Below are 15,734 nucleotides of genomic sequence, written 5' to 3' on the forward strand. Positions count from 1 at the left end.
GCATTACAAAGGTTCATGGCACAAGTTGGACTATCATGGGGAAGCAGATGTCAATTTATCCTTAAGAAAATCTGCAATGGTTCGGTATTTTCCTTGCGCACCCGGATACATCAAGTGCGCTTCCACTCCCAGAGCATCACAGCGTTTTTTCAGTTCCAGACCATGATTGACATGATGGACCATCCAGTTGCGGGCTGCCATTTTATCTTCAGGCACTGGTGCATCAGGCGACATGGAATAGCCCATGAAGATGGTAGGATCGTCTTTACTGATCAGTTTCAGTGCTGCAACTTTGTTGACCTTGATGGATAACTCATCGTCTGTGCGGGCATCGAACATATTTCAGATGTTGTGAGTCGGGTTGCTGGCGTTGGGAATGTGCTTGCTCCACCAGTCCAAATCCATGGTGACCTGTCCTCCATTGGTGGCGACACAGCACAAGCGAGTCGATTCCCGTTTGAGTGGATCGGAACTTCTCGCATCAGCCTGGTCATCATGAAATGCCAGATACATGACGAGTTGTGCGCCTGCAGAGCCACCAAACCCGCCAACCCTGGTTTTGTCGATATTCCATTCCGAATGTTTGGACCGAAGAAACTGAATAGCCTGCACGCAATCTTCGAATGCACCAGGCAACGGTGCATGTTGAAGCAAACGATAATTCACTGCTGCAACGGAAACACCTGACCGTAACAGTTCATTCAGTGTGTTGTCGTTCAGCGAACGCTTATCGCCATTCACGAAACCGCCACCATGAATGAAGATAGCAAGCGGGGCTGGTTTTTCTTTAACGGAAGGCGTTTGCCAGAAGTCGAGAACGTTCCGCTCGTGGCTTCCATAGCGAACATCGGCATGGGTTGGTTCCGGTCTGTTTCTGGTGGGAACGAGCGGTGTGGCTTTCTTTTTTTCTTGTGCCAAGAGTGGTTTGTACCAGGTCAGAAACAGCAGTATCAGGATGCAACCGTAACACGCCAGGTTCTGCATACATCTCCTCCGAAGGTCTTTTTAGCGTACCGTGTGAAAGAGCAACACTCAACGAGAAAGCACTGCGAAACTCCGCCTTGACCAAAATGGAACTGATGGTATCACTCCGCTGCTTGTGGAGGATAGCGCATGCCGAGTCTGAAATTCGCTACACAGTGTATATTACTCATCTTGTTTAGCCCTTTGCTTGCAGGCTGTGCTCACTTTGGTGACGATTTCACTGCTTACAACGAAAAAGGTGAGTGGTGGGATATGGGGTACAAGTTCGATCTGATGTGGAACCAGGGTGGTGAACCACTTCAAGTGATGGCTAACAGCCAGGATGGTGACTTGCGTCGCCGGGCCATCATGCGGATGAGCGAGCCGAGTGACCCGAAAGAACGTGAACACTACATCACAGTATTATCGACGGCAGCCCGAGCAGAACGGGATGCCATCTGTCGGCTGGCCGCCGTGCAGCAACTGGGCACTTATAAAGACCCGGCAGCAACTCAGGCACTGATTGCAGCTTATAGTGTACCTGCCAATATGCAGGACAAAAATGGGGTGATTCAGGTAGCGGTAGTGCAGGCGCTGGGTAAGAAGAAAGACCCTGCAGCGATCGAAACACTGACTGCAGCGCTGGATCCGAAAAACCAGGAAGATTTGCGTGCTGCAGCGGCACGGTCACTGGGGCAGTATCCCGATTACAAGACATCAAGCGCCTTGCTGGCATCCTTGAAGCAGGAACGGAGCACAGCAGTACGCTACGAAGTGCACCAATCGCTGGTGAAGATCACCGGTCGCACGGTACCACCCGATGCGGTAGCTTGGGAACAGGAATTTCAAAAGGCTGCTGCCACCGGAGAACCATTGATGAAGGAACCGAATGCCTTCATCAAACTGGTCAACTGGTGGAGCGAGTAGCTTAACGCTCAACGATCTGCAGTTTGAACTTGTTGACGAGGCTGAGAAGCTCTTCCATCTCAGCCTTGTTCACTTTGTACTTTTCCAGGCTCAGTTTCAGATCGTTCGCCAGGGCATCGTATTCCTCGCTGGTGATTTTCAGGCCACCATGGGTTTCTCGCATCGATTTGCCTTCATATTTCAACGGCCCTTGCGAAATAGTGCTGATCCACTGGACCAATCGTGACTTCAACTGTGTCACCTGGGCATCAGTAGCGGTCCATTCCTTGCCGGTGTTCCTGCGGGCGAAATTTACCTTCGGATTGTTCATTGCACGAATGACGAAATCATCGACTACGAGAGTAATGGCTGTTTCGCCACCCAGTCGATCCCATAGCGGCTTGGTAATGATGCTGCTGTCCAGAATGCTGGGCTTTGTTTCCCCCATCCGCCGCATCAACTCATTCCGTTCAAAGGGGGATACGAAGAACTTATCGAGCGAAGCACGAAGGTCATCCATCATGGCATTGAACTCAGGTTCAGAGATTTTCATCCTGCTGTGCAGCAGCTTGATATCCTGACCGGAGTATTGAACCGGGCCACCGGTAATGCTGCTCACAAACTGTAGCAGCTGTTTCTTTACCTTGTTGATATTTTCCGGGTTGGCTTCCCATTCCTGCCCGGTGCCACGCCGGGAAAAGTTCACGCGTGGATTCGCCAGGCTGCGAGCAACCCAGTCGTCGACAATGGGTTTCAGGGCTTCTTCGCCACCCATACGTTTCCAAAGGGTAAGCGTTTCAGCCGTGGAAGCTGGAGGGGTCTTGGCTGGGGGAGTTGCATCATTTTTCGACTGATGCGTATTCTTGATGGACGTACGGAGTTCATCAATAGCTGTGCGCAAAGCAAAGGCTCGATCAGCAACGTTGGTAATGCTGTCTGAGTCTTTCAATACCTGTTTGATTTTCGTCTGCGATTCGGGGCGATGATCGAGAAATCCAAGAATGCTCAGCAGGCTGCCCTGGTAGAGGCGATAGCAGGCATCATGTCCACCCCGGTTGTAGATATCGGTGCCGAGTTTGAGTACTTCGTACAACTGGTTTTCAATGCGGGCATCGAGGTCTTTAGGAGAATAGGGTTGAGCGAGAAGAGTGCCAGACTGCACCAGTAACACCATTGCAAGGCTGCCAATTAGCCGGTACATAGGCCTACCCTCGGAACAGGAAGTACCTCAACACTCTATCAGATAGATTGGCTGGATAACAGTGGTTCCAGTCTTGAGGCGAGTATTCATCAGAAGAAGACGCTGTATCTTCCCATTTTGCTGGCAATTCAGTTAGGGAAAGTTATTCTGGTAATGTTCAACTGTAGCTGAATTGAAGTGTGGCATGACATCGCTCAAGCCAATTACCCCGGCAGGCATTCCTGCAGCTATTGAAAAAGCCAGGCAATATCGTTCATTGAACGAGCCCGAAGCGGCGGAAAGCATTTGTCTGGATGTTTTGCTGATTGATCCCAAGCATCAGGATGCATTGATCATACTATTACTGACAATAACCGACATGTTTGATCAATCACTGACCAGCGGCGCTCAGAAGGCCAAAGAGGTACTTTATCAGCTTAATGATCCCTATCATCGGGCCTATTATCATGGCTTAATCTGTGAACGGCAGGCAGTGGCTCAGCTTAATCGAGGTGCACCCCAAGCCGGACAGGTTGCTTTTGAATGGCTCGAAGATGCCATGCATTGGTATCATGCTGCAGAAAGCATCAGGCCAGTGGGGAATGATGATGCCATTTTGCGATGGAATGCCTGTTATCGACTGCTGGAACGCTACCCTGAGATCAGGCCTCTGCTGAATGATCAGGTTGAGCGCGGTACAGATTCATGAACTCTCCCCGCATGCCCTGGTGGCGTCGCTGGTTTGGCAGACGTTCGGAACGACATGCAGAGCAATTCCTGCGGAAGAAGGGTTTCCGCATCCTGACGAGAAACTGGTCATGCCCGCTGGGTGAACTGGATCTCATCGCCAGGCAGGGGAATGTGCTGGTGTTTGTCGAAGTAAGATCCACATCGCACGAAACAGCAGAGTCAGCAATAGAATCAGTTAATCCGTCCAAACAGCGGCAACTGAGCCGACTGGCACTGGCGTTCATGAAGCAATACCGCTTGTTTGATGTAACAGCCCGGTTTGATGTAGTCGTACTTGCCTGGCCAGCCGAGGCAAAACAGCCTGTAATTCAACATTTCGAGAATGCGTTCGAGTCGACGATCAGCAGAAGTATGATGGGATAGTTGAATTGAAGAAAGGGAAATTAACAGCAATCGGATACCAATCTCGAAATGTATAATTCATAATAGCCTATGACGATTCGCTGAGTGTTTTGGTGATAAATGCGAAGAAGCTTGCAAATCAACAGTTGGTGGAAGGGGAGTTCTTTCCTTACGCTGGTTGTCTGTCTGATTGGTCAGTCGTCAGTGGTGGCTCAAGGCGATCAACTCACTTTGGGTGCTGCAATCTATAAGAAACAGTGCATTCGATGTCATGGGCAGCATGGAGAAGGGGTTAAAGACAAATACGCTTCGCCGCTGGAAGGCGATAAGAGCGTTACCCAGTTGGCACTGCAGATCAAAGAGACCATGCCAGAAAATAAACCCGATTCACTCACCACGCAGGAGTCGGAAGCGGTTGCCAAATATGTGCATGTAACCTTCTACTCCAAGATTGCCCGTGAACGCAATAAGCCAGTACGTGCCGATTTGTCGCGATTGACAGTCAGACAATATCGCCTGGCTGTTGCAGATGTTATCGACCATAAGCTTGGTAAAGGCTGGTGGGGCGAGAAACGTGGCCTCAAAGGCGACTATTTCAATTTCAAGCATTGGCGGAATGACAAGAAAGTTTTGGAACGGGTTGATCCCGCCATCGAGTTTGATTTTGGCACCAGCAGCCCGGTGCAGGGGAAAATGGAGGATTATGAATTCTATATCCACTGGTTCGGCGGGGTGCTGGCGACCGAGACTGGCTGGCACGATTTCATCATTAAGAGCAATCAAGCCTGCAGGCTGCATGTGAATCATGAAAACAAGCCGATCATTGATGCCTGGGTCAAATCAGGCAAGGATGATGAATTCAAGGCGAGCCTGTATCTGATTGCAGGGAAGGTTTATCCGATCAAACTTGAATTTTCCAAGGCCAAGCAGGGGGTCGATGATTCAGCCGATAAGAAAAAAGCAGCTGCGCCTGTGCCAGCCTACATCACCTTGAAATGGAAGCCGCCGGGTGGAGTCGTGCAAACCATTCCCGCACAGAACCTGACGCCAGACTGGTTTCCTGAAAGTTATGTAGCATCCACGCCGTTCCCGCCTGATGATCGCAGTTACGGCTGGGAGCGAGGCAGTTCCATTTCCAAAGCCTGGGATCACGCGAGTACCGATGCTGCACTGGAAGCGACCAGTTATGTAGTCGAACGGATCGATAAGCTCGCAGGCATCAAGAATGGCGACAAGGTACGGGATAAGAAAATCAAACAGTATTGCCAGTCATTCATGGAGCGGGCCTATCGTCGACCACTTTCCGAGGAGCAGAAAAGCCAGTTGGAGAAAGTCTTTGGAAAAGCAGCCAACTCCGAAGATGCACTGAAACGAATTGTCTTGACGACGCTGAAATCACCCCGGTTCCTTTATCGTGATCTGGATAACAAGGAGGAACAGTATGCCGTAGCGAGCCGTTTGTCCTTTGCCTTGTGGGATGCTCTCCCTGATGATGAACTGCTCAAGGCAGCGGCAGCAGGGAAACTCAAAACGCGGGAGCAGATTGACCAGCAGGCCTGGCGCATGCTGAACGACCAGCGTGCTGTTGCCAAGCTGAACGAGTTCTTCCGGCACTGGCTCAAGATTGATCAGGTGCACGATCTAGCCAAGGATGCCAAGCGTTATCCAGGTTTCACCGATTTGCTGATTCAGGATTTACGAACATCCTTGAATCTGTTTCTCCATGATGTTGCATGGAGTAAGGATTCGCAGTTCAAATCCCTGTTGCTCAGTGAAGAAATTTATCTCAATGAAAAACTGGCTAAGTTCTATCAAGTGAAGCAGAAAATCGAGGGTTTTCAGAAGGTGAAAATGGATGTCGGTCATCGTGCTGGTGTTCTAACGCATCCATACCTGATGTCGAGCTTTGCTTACGTGAGTGAGACATCGCCCATCCATCGTGGAGTATTTCTGGCCCGTGGCATACTTGGCATTACCTTGAAGCCACCGATGGAAGCGTTTACGCCATTACCTGCCGAGTTGCATCCGACACTTTCTACACGGGAACGTGTATCCCTGCAAACCAAACAGCAGGCCTGCATGAGTTGCCACACCATCATCAATCCTCTTGGTTTTACCATGGAGCATTTTGATGCTGTGGGACGATTTCGGGAAAAGGACAACGGTAAACCGATTGATGCCACGGGAGCCTACTTCACGCGAACGGGGAAACTGGTCAAGTTTGCAGGTGTTCGTGATCTGGCTGAGTACCTGGCCAACAGCCCGGAAGTGCATGAAGCGTTTGTCGAGCAGTTGTTCCATCACATGGTCAAGCAGCCGATACGTGCGTATGGTGTGAACAAGCGAACTGAATTGACAGCAGCTTTTACCCAGAGCAACTTACACATCAAGAATCTGATGGTTCAGATTGCAGTGAATGCGGCTCTCCCCGAACCAGGCGCTACAGCACAATCGTCTCGATAAGACTTTGACAGGAAAGAATCATGCTGAATCGACGTGAATTTGTCCGCAAACTGGGGCTGAGCGCAGCGGCAGTGCCTTACATTCTGAATCTGCCCAGCCTGTGCTTTGCCAATCAGACGGCCCGCAAACAGCGGATGGTAATTATCTTCAGCCCCAATGGCATCGTGCCCAAGACTTTCTGGCCGGACAAGGAAGAAGAGCTGACCAGCTTCAAGGAAAGTTTGAAACCTTTGGAACCTTTCAAGGACAAAACGCTGATTCTGAAAGGCGTTTGTGATCGTGTTCAGGGCGATGGTGACAACCACATGCGAGGCATCGGCTGCCTGCTGACAGGCATTGAACTGTTCCCAGGCAATATCCAGGGTGGTTCGCATACTCCCGCAGGCTGGGCTTCGGGGCTTTCCATCGATCAGGCTATCAAGGAACATTTGCAGAAAGATGAAGCACGACGAACCCGCTTTGGCACGCTCGAATTTGGCGTCATGGTGCCTGAACGTGCTGATACCTGGACGCGCATGGTCTATGCCGGTCCGAACAAGCCGATTTCCCCCATCGATGATCCCTATCAGATGTTCAATAAGCTTTATGGCAAAGTAAAAGATCAGGAGCTGCTCAAGAGCATTCTGGATGATGTCAGCGATGATCTCAAGAAAGTAAGCCAGGCGGTCAGCAAGGAAGACCGTCGACTGCTCGATGAACATGCAACCTTTGTCAGGGAAATGGAACAGGAACTGAAATCAGCGAAGAAGGCGGATGTTGGCCATGCTGTTCCGGTGCTGGAGCCGGGAACCCGGCGTGATAACGACAACATTCCCCGCATCAGCAAGATGCAGATTGATTTGATCGTGAACAGCTTTATGGCTGATTTCAATCGCATTGCCACCCTGCAATACACCAATTCCGTGGGGCAGGCGAAAATGCGCTGGTTGGGGATAAGCGAAGGGCATCACGATCTTTCGCATGAGCCTGATAAAAATGAAAAGGCCCAGGAAAAACTGACCAAGATCAATCACTGGTTCTGCGAGCAGATTGCGTACCTGGCCAAGCGGTTGGCTGAAACCCCTGAGCCGGGCGGAAAAGGCTCGCTGCTCGATAACACGCTGATCGTCTGGACGAATGAACTGGGACAAGGGAATTCCCACACGCTGGATAACATCCCCTTTGTCATGGTCGGTAACGGCCTCGATTTCAAGATGGGCAGATCGCTTCAGTACAAACGAGCCCACCACAACCGGCTGCTGATGTCGTTTGCTCATGCTTATGGATTGCCAGTCAAGTCATTTGGTAATCCAGACTTTTGTGGCGCTGGCCCGTTGGATCGTTTGAGGTGAGGAAAGTTGCTTGGTTTAGCATCGTGTTAAGAGTTTGTAGCACTGTTTTCGGTACTCCGAAAGCAGTGAAAGTCGTGCGATGACTTCGTGTGGGTGCCATCGTTTGGCCGTACTCGGTCTAACGATGCAATCTTAGAGTGCCATTGAAGACTTACGCATTGCTAGCAAACATTGTCACCCAGTCCACGCCAAGAGAACAGGTTATATCTTATTGCTTTTACTACGATTGCAATTTTGACAAAGCAATCGGATATTTCTCGCTGTATTACTTCCGCCTTTACTGTGTGGAATCACATGATCATACTCTAGGTGTTGATTTGATCCACATTCAACACAAACACCTCTGTCCCTCTGCCAAACTTCCATCCTGACTTTATTAGGTATGTTCCTAGAACTTGTCTTAGTATCATCGTTTAACTTCACTATCAACTGCTTTTTGCAGAAGCTGCATTCCCACTTTACTGCTTTAAAATTTGGACTGACAACTGGGTTTTTCCAGGAACATTCGTTGCATCGATTACATGAACAACTAGGGATACTATCCTGAACAATGCCTCTTCTTTGTCTTTGTGTGTTTTCTACCGTTAGGCGTGTTTCCTCTTCGGCCACTGGCCCTGAAATCTCAATTACATCGTAACCACTTTTCCTTGCTTTTCCCAATGCATCTAATCTATTCTTAGCATGAATCGATAAGTCATAGAACCGACCTTCATCGAATGCTGTTATTTGGAATTTCATAAAAGCAATCCGAACTTCGCGGATAAACATTCGTCGTTGAGAGAACATTGTCTCACTAGAAGGTAGATTATCCCTACGATGATATGTGTGCAACGACTATCATACAACTTTGTATTCCAGATAATGAATGAAATGTTATCATTTTCATTTGAGATGTCTCTGGAGGAGGGTGGGCATGATTTCCATCGTTAAGACATTCTCGGCCTATTAGAATCTAATCTGACAGAGTCATTGCATACTTGTTCATTGCCAGCAGGACTATCTTCAAGCAGTGGGATCCAAACATTTTGGATACTACTAAGGTTGCCCGTCTCGATTGCCGGTTTTTCCAAGCAGTTTTGAATTAGTGAAATCTTGCTCTGCAGGAGATAATTCTGGGTACTTTGTATATACAGGTTTGTCCTTTGGCCGTTTAATAAACAGACCTCGAATCGAATTCAGTAGATACTCAATTGCATTCTGTATGCGGGTCAAGTTCATTGAATAATTCCCAGACAGTATGTTTCTACCATGATTATTCGCCACGCAAACCTGCATTTCAATGTTTGTTCAGTTCAAATCCAGAATTTCAGAGGTGAACATTCAGGTCGGAAGGTCTCATCATTCCTTGAATAACTCGGTGCCACACTCATTCTTCGCTATCTCCTTTCCCTGTTCGGTGCTTCCCCTATCCTGTCTACTACGGATCAGGATGAACACGATGACAGGATTGCAAGAACAACTGACGATCATCCAGCGAGGGGCGGATCAGATCACTCCCAGTGATGAATTCACCAAAAAGCTCCAGCGGAGCATTGCGACTGGCAAGCCGTTGCGGGTGAAGTATGGGATTGATCCGACAGGTATTGATGTGCACTTGGGGCATACGGTGCCGTTACGCAAGCTGCGACAGTTTCAGCAACTGGGGCACAAGGCTGTTTTGATTATTGGTAACTACACAGCCCTTGTGGGTGACCCGAGTGGCCGTGATCAGACCCGTGCCAAGCTGACCGAAGAGCAGGTGCAGGCGAATGCGGTGGATTATCTGAAGCAGGTAGGCAAGATTATCGACATCGAGAAGGCGGAAGTACGCTTCAACGGCGAATGGTTCAGCAAGTATTCGTTTCTTGGCGTGCTCAATCTGCTCAGCAAAATTACGGTTCAGCGCATGCTGGAGCGGGATGATTTCACCAAGCGTTACAAATCGGGCACTCCGATCTATCTGCATGAATGTCTCTACCCGTTGATGCAGGGGCAGGATAGTGTCGATATCCAGGCCGATGTCGAACTGGGTGGCACTGAGCAGCTTTTCAACCTGATGATGGGCAGGCATCTGCAATCGGATGCCGGACAGGAGCCGCAAATCTGCCTGACACTGCCGATTCTGCGCGGTCTGGATGGTGAACGCCGCATGGGCAAGAGCCTGAAGAATTATGTTGGTGTCGGTGAGCCTGCGTATGAACAGTTTGCCAAGACCATGTCGATTCCTGATAACCTGATGGCGGAATGGTTTAAACTGCTGACCGATCGTTCAGAGGCAGAAATTGCAACGCTGACCGATGCCGGGCAAACCCATCCCATGGTAGCCAAGAAACACTTGGCTTCTGATATTGTTGCTTTCTATTACGGCACTGCAGAAGCCAGTGAAGCGCAGGCTGAATGGGAGAAACGTTTTTCACAACGGCAGGACCCCACGGACATTCCCACCATGATGGTGCCTGCTTCCGAATTGACAGATGGTACGCTGGCAGTGATGCGGGCGCTGGTGATGGCCAAGTTCGCCAAGAGCAATGGTGAGGCACGCCGGCTGATTGAAGGTGGCGGTGTAACAACAGGGGCTGATAAAACCAAGGTTGAAAACTTCCAGGCAAAGATGGCCATCCCTGCGGACGGCATTCTGCTGCGTGTTGGTTCACGACGCATTGTCAGGCTGATGCTGGAAGCCCAGGGGTGATGCATGTCGTGGTGGGAAGCGATTTTTCTCGGAGCTCTACAGGGTATAACAGAGTTTCTGCCCATCTCCAGTTCCGGGCATCTGGTGCTATTTCAGAAAATGTTTGGCTGGGACAATCCAGATAACGCCCAGGAGTGGTTCTTTGATGGTGTGCTGCATTTCGGCACACTGGTCGCTGTCTTGATTTACTTTGGGAAAGAACTGCGGCAGGGGCTGCAATCGGTCATGCGATCGAATGGAGAGGTGGCAGCAGCAACGTGGCCTGCCAGTTATCGAGATGCGTTTTACCTGCTGGTACTGGTAGGCATTGCTTCGGTGCCTGCAGCACTCGCGGTGCTGGTCAAATCGGATGATATCAAGCAGAGTTTCAAGCAACCTGGGGTTGTTGCTCTGAATTTCATTCTGCTGGGCTTTGTGCTGATCATGACCGGGTTTCTGAAGCCGGGAAAGATTACCGGTCCGCAGATGCGCTGGTATCATGCCCTGGCGATGGGCGTTGCGCAAGGGTGTGCAGCACTGATGCGAGGGCTGAGCCGTAGTGGATCGACGCTGGCGGTTGCCTTGCTGGTGAGTCTGGAAAAATCGTGGGCGGTGCGGTTCAGCTTCATGATGTCGGTCGTCGCCAGCCTGGGGCTGGGCGCCAGTGGCATCTGGAAAGCTTTGAAGGATCCATCGTTGCATGAATGGCTGACCGGCGATTTTCTATTGAAGACTATTGTGGCCACATTGGTAAGTGCGATTGTGGCTTACCTGACGATTACGCCACTCATCGCTTTGGTGAAGCAGGCGAAACTCTGGATATTTGGCGTTTATGTCTGGTTGGTGGCAGCCAGTTACTTTGCCTGGATCTGGCTTGCGTAATCAGCGAAGGGCCTGAGTCTGACGCAATAACGTTGGCATTCTCTGAACCACGATCCATTCCTGCAGTTGTGATTCGAGTGCCTGCATGGACAGGCCATAGTGTTGCTGTAATGCAGCGGGTATGCCATCGCGATTGCCATCACGCATAAAGGCAACGAATTGCCTTGGGCCTTTGAGTTGACAGAGATATTCCACCAGGCATACGCTTTGTCCATAGAAGCTGGCAACCTTGGAGCGATCCTGAGGATAGTCTTCAATCGTCAGGATTTCCTGCAGGCTTAATGCCCGGTTTTCACGGTATGCTGCAGGCAGCGAATCCAGATGCATGCCGATGCGTGAGTAGGGTTCCGACAGTACTGCTGTGCCTTCATCGGCCCAGCGGGGCAGCAGCTTGCGACCGAACTGGCCATTCAAAACAACGTGAGTCACTTCATGAGGCAAAATCGCGCTCAGCATATGATCATGATCCGCACGAACAAATACCCTGCGGTAGTGAATGACGGATGCATCGTTCTTATCTGCATCATAATCAGAATGCCCCGGTGCTGTCGCAGGCATGCCTGATTGTCGGTGGTAACTGTCCGCGGTGGGGTGGACATAAATCTGACAGGGTTGACTCCACTCGACATCGTGTCCGAGCCAGCGCTGGATGACCGCCGAACGCGTAGCCTCTGCTATTTCAGCAACCTGTTCACCCAGTTGTGGATCAGCGTGGAAGATACGGAAATGTTCTGTCTCGCATACGGCCCAGCCCTGTTCCTTGTTCTGCAGATGACGGACTTTGGTGCTGACACGCCGGGGTTCTGCCTGCAGGCGCTGCAACAGCTCCTTGCCGAATTCAAGTCGGGGAGCGAGTTCCAGAGCAGCACGTACTTCACGCTCCATCTGTGGGCGTGCAGCACCTGGTTTTCCCTGGGCATCGTTCAGTTGCCTGGCGATGTTATAGAGCTTACAGTAGGCAAACTGTTCTTTGATTTCCTGAGTCAGTTCCTTCCCGCTGGCTTTGCCCCGTTCATAACATTGGCAAGCCTTGTCAAATTCTCCCAGCTCGAAAGCCTGCTGTGCTGCAGTCAGGTGATCCTGTTGCTGAACAGGTGGTACATTATGCTGGACAACTATAACAGGTTTTTCTTCTGGTGGAGGAGTTCTAGTTTCCTTGATCGCAGGAGTGGCAGGCAGTTTGGATCGCTTTTCCCAGACATGTGCAGCCTGGGCTAACTTGCCTTCGGACTGTAGTTTTTCGAACTGCAGTTGGTACGCACGGGAAAAGGTAGCAGCGTATTCCTGATCCTTCCCCACCGCGTCGCGTTGCGATTCCAGAAGGATGACAGCATTACTGATATCGTTTTGATCGAGAAGTTGTCTCGCCTGTTTCAGCACCGTCTGTGCAGCTGGCGATAAACCAGGTATGGCTTCTTCTGACCAGGCTGCAGAGAAAAGGCAGAAAATCAGCGCGACGCAGCATGCGGGGTATGCAATTCGGTTCATAGAGCTTCCTTGCTCATGGTTGCCTGGCGCATCCTTGCAGTAAGGCAACACGGGTGTACCAGAACGGTTATTCAACTGCGGGGGCAGCAGGTGCCCGTTCATGGACGGCGGAGAGTAGAGGTTCTTCGAAAATAATGCAACACGACTTTTTAAACATGCAGGAATGCAAGAGAACAGGAGCACAGACTACGTCAAGTGGAAAAGGCAGGCAGATAGACGGTAAAAGTAGAGCCGTTGCCGGGTTGACTGACCAGTTTCATGGCAGCCTTATGGCAACGCACTATGCCGATGACAGCAGCGAGCCCCAAGCCTCGCCCCTGGGATTTGGTAGTAAAAAAGGGATCGAAAATACGCTGCTGAATATCAGGAGAAATACCGGTTCCCTCGTCACGTACTTCCATAAAGACGAAGTTGCCCGGTTCGACATCGTTGGCTTTTACCTGGCACGTTGACAATTCATTGGTATCGAGCCGAACCTGACCTGTTTTCAGATATACTTTGCTCGTTCTCTGAGTCAGAGCTTCTGCCGCATTACTGATCAGATTCATAACAACCTGTCTGATCTGGGTCATGTCTGCGGTGATATCGGGCAATGTCGGCGACAAATCCATCTGCAGAATGCCACGCTGGTTAATCATGCTGCGCAGGATTTCAGTGACTTCGAGCACCAGAACGGAGAGATCAAACTGTTTGATTTCGCGTTTGCCTTTGCCTGCATAAGCCAGCAGTTGTTGAGTCAGATCGGTTGCTCGCAGACTGGCCTGCAGGCTCGACTGAAGATAGGAACGAGCAGGGTGGTGTGCGGGCAGTTCGTTTTGTGCCAGATCGATAAAGCCATAGATGGCTGTGAGCAGGCCGTTGAAATCGTGTGCAATGGTGCCTGCCAGCAATCCCAGGCTTTCCAGTCGTTGTGTCTGCTGTAACTGTTCTTCCAATCGCTTGCGTTCGCTGACATCGCGATGAAAGCAGGCAATGCCGCTGGTGGAATTGTCCTGGCCTTTCACTGGATAGTAGATGGTGTCGAGTACCATCTGAGCTTCGTTATCCTCTGCTTTCTGTGATGATGTCGGATGGTGATTTTTTTCATGAATCAGTCGATGAGGATTCTCGACAATTTCACCAGTCATGGCCCGGCGTGCCATAGTGACATCGTCTGCAGACAGAGCTCTTTCCGGCTCAAGAATGTTGTACTGGCCTATCTGTCCGTTGAGATGCAGTCGATCAGACAATTGGACCATCGCAGGATTCTGCCTGCACAAGGTACCCTTCTGGTCAAATACCTGAATACCCAGTGGCGAACCATTGATGACCGCAGACAAAAGCTGTTCGCTGTTGTGCAGCTTTTCAATGGCCTGGTGCAGTTCCGTCTTGTCGTCCATGGTCAGGCTTAATCGTGGCAACATGTGACCGTTGGCATGAATGGGCGCCAGACTGATTTCAAGCCATCTATTGGTTTGGTCTTCCAGCAATTCCACTCGGACGGAGCGTTTCTCTTCAATTACTTCTTGAGCATGTTTTTTGAGTCGTTCGACAAATGGCCTGGTGAGTGGCAGTTCTGAAAGAGTTGACCAGGTTTCGAGCTTGTTGACTTGCGGCCAGAGACGGATGAGAGCAGCATTGGCCCAGTTGAACTGCAAATCACCATCTTGAGTCAGCGTTAACACTGCCATGCATGAAGATGTGCTTTCAACAAATGAATGCAGTGTGGCCTGGCTTTCCTTCAAAGCCCGTTCCGCCTTGGCATGTTCCTGGTTCTCAAACGAGAGTGATACCAGATCAGCGATGGTGCCTGCAAAGGCCTGCTCTTCGAGTGTCCATTCACGTTCGGTGCCAACATGCTCATGGCAGACAATGCCAATTTCCTTGCCATGCAATCGAATGGGGACATCAAGCATCGAGGTGATGCCGAACGGTTCAAGATAACTGTCGGTAAATTCACTGGTGCGTGGGTCCTGCCTGGCTGTTCCCGCAGCAATGCTTCGGCTTTGCTCCAGCGTTTCAAAGTATCGAGGGTATTCATCTGCAGTCAGCACTTGCCCTGCATCGAACTTTTTAGGGCTGCTGTGGTATTGGCATATACACTGGATTGCCTGTCGATGCGGACTGAACAGCCAGATGCTGACCCGTTCCACCTGCAAGGTCTGGCTGGCAACGGTGGTATAGGCTTCCAGTGCTGCGTTCAAATCAGGATGATCGGTTTTGGTGAGCCCCAGCAATGCCGCATGAAAACGCTGTGCCTGTTCCGTTTGCCGCTTGAGATATTGATCTGCTGTAAGAGTTGAGCATAGTGCGCGTTCGCCCAATGGAAAAAACATCATCATAACGCCGATGATGCGGCCTTGTTCAGTACGGACTGGCCACGCCCAGGCATGCAGATTGATGCGAGTATCATCTTTCCGACGCCGCTGCATCTGAATGCCTGACATGGTTTGTCCACCCAGGCAACGCAGAAACCAGGACTGATTGTCCTCCCAGAGATCGTTGGGAACCATGGGTGACGGCTTACCCAGTACTTCCTCGGCACGCCATCCAAAGAGTTTTTCTGCAGCGTGGTTCCAGAGTTGAACGCGTCCTTCGTGGTCAAATTGAATAACAGCTGCACTGGCCCCATCCATCAGGGAAGGGAACAATGGTAATGGATCGTCAGCCAGTCCCTTGTCATTTTTCCGGGTCATGGCTTCTAGGCTCATGATGAGTGAACTTCTTGCCAGTTAGTCATGATTTTTCATGTGTAATCATACCATGTGAAGTGGGTAAATCTACGATAAATACAGAGTTC

13 protein-coding genes are annotated in these 15,734 nt (G+C 50.4%); 7 read left to right on the forward strand and 6 right to left on the reverse strand.

Going from position 1 to position 15,734, the window contains the following annotated elements:
• Positions 1 to 33 precede the first annotated feature (33 nt).
• Both JNJ77_02770 and JNJ77_02775 read right to left on the reverse strand, forming a co-directional pair.
• Complete coding sequence (locus JNJ77_02770) at positions 34 to 339, reverse strand: hypothetical protein (protein ID MBL8821483.1); 306 nt, start codon at positions 337 to 339, stop codon at positions 34 to 36.
• A gap of 3 nt (positions 340 to 342) precedes the next feature.
• The gene (locus JNJ77_02775) at positions 343 to 984 is read right to left on the reverse strand and encodes an alpha/beta hydrolase (protein MBL8821484.1); all 642 of its coding nucleotides are present in this window, start codon (positions 982 to 984) and stop codon (positions 343 to 345) included.
• A 129-nt stretch (positions 985 to 1,113) separates the two neighbouring features.
• Here JNJ77_02775 and JNJ77_02780 point away from each other — a divergent pair, with 129 nt between their 5' ends.
• Positions 1,114 to 1,890, forward strand: a complete 777-nt coding sequence (locus JNJ77_02780) for a HEAT repeat domain-containing protein (protein ID MBL8821485.1) — start codon at positions 1,114 to 1,116, stop codon at positions 1,888 to 1,890.
• Position 1,891: 1 nt separating this feature from the next.
• Here JNJ77_02780 and JNJ77_02785 read toward each other — a convergent pair whose 3' ends face one another.
• Complete coding sequence (locus JNJ77_02785) at positions 1,892 to 3,070, reverse strand: group 1 truncated hemoglobin (protein ID MBL8821486.1); 1,179 nt, start codon at positions 3,068 to 3,070, stop codon at positions 1,892 to 1,894.
• Positions 3,071 to 3,254: 184 nt separating this feature from the next.
• Here JNJ77_02785 and JNJ77_02790 point away from each other — a divergent pair, with 184 nt between their 5' ends.
• The 4 genes from JNJ77_02790 to JNJ77_02805 all read left to right on the forward strand — a co-directional run bounded on the left by JNJ77_02790 (position 3,255) and on the right by JNJ77_02805 (position 7,935).
• Positions 3,255 to 3,758 (forward strand): hypothetical protein, encoded by a 504-nt coding sequence (locus JNJ77_02790; protein MBL8821487.1) that lies wholly within the window; start codon positions 3,255 to 3,257, stop codon positions 3,756 to 3,758.
• Complete coding sequence (locus tag JNJ77_02795) at positions 3,755 to 4,162, forward strand: YraN family protein (protein ID MBL8821488.1); 408 nt, start codon at positions 3,755 to 3,757, stop codon at positions 4,160 to 4,162. The genes JNJ77_02790 and JNJ77_02795 overlap by 4 nt, the downstream gene beginning before the upstream one ends.
• 99 nt (positions 4,163 to 4,261) lie before the next feature.
• The gene (locus tag JNJ77_02800) at positions 4,262 to 6,604 is read left to right on the forward strand and encodes a DUF1592 domain-containing protein (protein ID MBL8821489.1); all 2,343 of its coding nucleotides are present in this window, start codon (positions 4,262 to 4,264) and stop codon (positions 6,602 to 6,604) included.
• 20 nt (positions 6,605 to 6,624) lie between these two features.
• On the forward strand, positions 6,625 to 7,935 hold the full coding sequence (locus JNJ77_02805; GenBank protein MBL8821490.1) for a DUF1552 domain-containing protein: 1,311 nt from the start codon (positions 6,625 to 6,627) through the stop codon (positions 7,933 to 7,935).
• Between the two features lie 201 nt (positions 7,936 to 8,136).
• Here the strand turns inward: JNJ77_02805 and JNJ77_02810 are convergent, their stop codons facing one another.
• The gene (locus JNJ77_02810) at positions 8,137 to 8,721 is read right to left on the reverse strand and encodes an HNH endonuclease (GenBank protein MBL8821491.1); all 585 of its coding nucleotides are present in this window, start codon (positions 8,719 to 8,721) and stop codon (positions 8,137 to 8,139) included.
• Positions 8,722 to 9,373: 652 nt separating this feature from the next.
• Between JNJ77_02810 and JNJ77_02815 the strand changes: the two genes are divergently transcribed.
• A complete protein-coding gene (locus JNJ77_02815) occupies positions 9,374 to 10,606 on the forward strand; it encodes a tyrosine--tRNA ligase (GenBank protein ID MBL8821492.1) in 1,233 nt (410 codons plus the stop codon).
• A 3-nt stretch (positions 10,607 to 10,609) separates the two neighbouring features.
• Entirely contained in the window at positions 10,610 to 11,467 is an 858-nt protein-coding gene (locus tag JNJ77_02820) for an undecaprenyl-diphosphate phosphatase (protein ID MBL8821493.1), read from the forward strand.
• On the opposite strand, the gene JNJ77_02825 is transcribed toward JNJ77_02820, so the two are convergent.
• Both JNJ77_02825 and JNJ77_02830 read right to left on the reverse strand, forming a co-directional pair.
• Positions 11,468 to 12,955 (reverse strand): hypothetical protein, encoded by a 1,488-nt coding sequence (locus JNJ77_02825; protein MBL8821494.1) that lies wholly within the window; start codon positions 12,953 to 12,955, stop codon positions 11,468 to 11,470.
• 191 nt (positions 12,956 to 13,146) lie between these two features.
• Positions 13,147 to 15,645 (reverse strand): PAS domain S-box protein, encoded by a 2,499-nt coding sequence (locus JNJ77_02830; protein ID MBL8821495.1) that lies wholly within the window; start codon positions 15,643 to 15,645, stop codon positions 13,147 to 13,149.
• Between the last annotated feature and the right edge of the window lie 89 nt (positions 15,646 to 15,734).

It is taken from the genome of Planctomycetia bacterium, assembly GCA_016795155.1.
GTDB lineage: Bacteria > Planctomycetota > Planctomycetia > Gemmatales > HRBIN36 > JAEUIE01.

Excerpts from the sequence above, each read along its gene's own strand:
- JNJ77_02770 (MBL8821483.1), bottom strand. The coding sequence starts at position 339 with ATGTTCGATGCCCGCACAGACGATGAGTTATCCATCAAGGTCAACAAA.
- JNJ77_02775 (MBL8821484.1), bottom strand. The coding sequence starts at position 984 with ATGCAGAACCTGGCGTGTTACGGTTGCATCCTGATACTGCTGTTTCTG.
- JNJ77_02780 (MBL8821485.1), top strand. The coding sequence starts at position 1,114 with ATGCCGAGTCTGAAATTCGCTACACAGTGTATATTACTCATCTTGTTT.
- JNJ77_02785 (MBL8821486.1), bottom strand. The coding sequence starts at position 3,070 with ATGTACCGGCTAATTGGCAGCCTTGCAATGGTGTTACTGGTGCAGTCT.
- JNJ77_02790 (MBL8821487.1), top strand. The coding sequence starts at position 3,255 with ATGACATCGCTCAAGCCAATTACCCCGGCAGGCATTCCTGCAGCTATT.
- JNJ77_02795 (MBL8821488.1), top strand. The coding sequence starts at position 3,755 with ATGAACTCTCCCCGCATGCCCTGGTGGCGTCGCTGGTTTGGCAGACGT.
- JNJ77_02800 (MBL8821489.1), top strand. The coding sequence starts at position 4,262 with ATGCGAAGAAGCTTGCAAATCAACAGTTGGTGGAAGGGGAGTTCTTTC.
- JNJ77_02805 (MBL8821490.1), top strand. The coding sequence starts at position 6,625 with ATGCTGAATCGACGTGAATTTGTCCGCAAACTGGGGCTGAGCGCAGCG.
- JNJ77_02810 (MBL8821491.1), bottom strand. The coding sequence starts at position 8,721 with ATGTTCTCTCAACGACGAATGTTTATCCGCGAAGTTCGGATTGCTTTT.
- JNJ77_02815 (MBL8821492.1), top strand. The coding sequence starts at position 9,374 with ATGACAGGATTGCAAGAACAACTGACGATCATCCAGCGAGGGGCGGAT.
- JNJ77_02820 (MBL8821493.1), top strand. The coding sequence starts at position 10,610 with ATGTCGTGGTGGGAAGCGATTTTTCTCGGAGCTCTACAGGGTATAACA.
- JNJ77_02825 (MBL8821494.1), bottom strand. The coding sequence starts at position 12,955 with ATGAACCGAATTGCATACCCCGCATGCTGCGTCGCGCTGATTTTCTGC.
- JNJ77_02830 (MBL8821495.1), bottom strand. The coding sequence starts at position 15,645 with ATGAGCCTAGAAGCCATGACCCGGAAAAATGACAAGGGACTGGCTGAC.